General features: G+C 50.5%; 1 protein-coding gene and 1 pseudogene. Both read right to left on the bottom strand.

Annotation, left to right across the window (positions count from 1 at the left end):
- A partial coding sequence (locus FE394_RS19355; protein ID WP_319927942.1) for a helicase RepA family protein occupies positions 1-899 on the bottom strand: 899 nt, incomplete at its 3' end.
- A 59-nt stretch (positions 900-958) separates the two neighbouring features.
- A pseudogene (locus FE394_RS19350) lies at positions 959-1,224 on the bottom strand (DNA primase); the annotation flags it as partial.

The following is a 1,224-nucleotide window of genomic DNA, read 5'->3' as shown; positions in this document are numbered from 1 at the left end:
CGGATACACTGCCACAATGCCGCATGATTATCGGTTTTATTGGCGACAAGACCGATTTCTTCCTCTTCAACCGGATCGCGCGGCCTGTCAATCAGAGCCAGTGATGTAATATCTTCACCGTCTTTATCGGTAAAGAGTTCAACTACGCGCAGGTCATAGGCTTGGGTTTCCGGCTCTTCGGCATCTTTCATTTTGGTGCAGGTGATAACCAGTGCGCCGCCTTTGTTCCCCTCCTGGTTGATCCGGTATTCAACATCCAGCGCAGCCCGAAACGCACTGGAACCCCTTGCGCCTTTGCTTTCGTCTTTGCCTGAATGGTGAACAATTAGAATACTTGCCCCTGTTTTGGCTTTTAGCTCGTCACAGCCCCGGACAAAAGCGCCCATGTCTTTGGAATCATTATCATCAGCCCCACCAAAACAACGGGCAAGGGTATCCAGAATAATCAGGCGTACTGGCTGACCCGTTTCAGATTCAACCTGCTGAGCAGCAATCACCAGCTCATGCACTTCGGCGGAAGAGGCCGGAAAGACCGGCGTATTGATCAGATACATATTTTCAACAGCCTGACCATTAACGATTTCCCATGCTTTGATGCGCTGTGGCACGCCGATCCCGCCTTCACCGACGACGTACAATACGGAACTCTGAGCAACCTGTTTTCCTGCCCATGCCTTCCCCGTGGCAATATGACAGCCCCATGCTCCCGCCAGAAAACTCTTATATGATCCGCTCGCGCCGTAAATGCTGCACAGGGAATGTGCTGGAATGATGCCCTTAACGACGTAGTCCAACTGAGCATCAAAGCCTTCCGAACCGACTGAAAGAGGTAGCTTTGTTTTGCGATTTGGGTAGAGGGTTTCTATATTGCTGCGATTCTCTGTAGCTTTACTGTTCATATATTCTCCCACCTGATGCAACCCTCACTGAATGCCTGCTTTGCCGCCTCAATGCCGTGTTACTGCCGATAATCGTCCCAGTCAGCTTTGATATTACCCGGTGGCAATGTAAGCCAGCCATTCACTGCATGGGTGGCTTTTTCTGCCGAGATTTTGCCGGTATTCATTTTCGGTTTACCGTGTTTATCCAGTTCGTCGGGGTAATGCCAGTCGTTATCTGCTGCAATAATGATTTTTGCATCCGGCCAGCGTTCCCCGACTGATTGGGCGACGGAGAGCAAATTACCTGCATCCAGCGCTGATAAAGCAATAAACGCGCCTTTCT

The organism is Xenorhabdus littoralis (genome assembly GCF_033949345.1).
Classification (GTDB): Bacteria; Pseudomonadota; Gammaproteobacteria; order Enterobacterales; family Enterobacteriaceae; genus Xenorhabdus; species Xenorhabdus littoralis.
The sequence above is the reverse complement of the archived record's forward strand: the minus strand, read 5'-3'. Positions and strand labels throughout refer to the sequence as shown.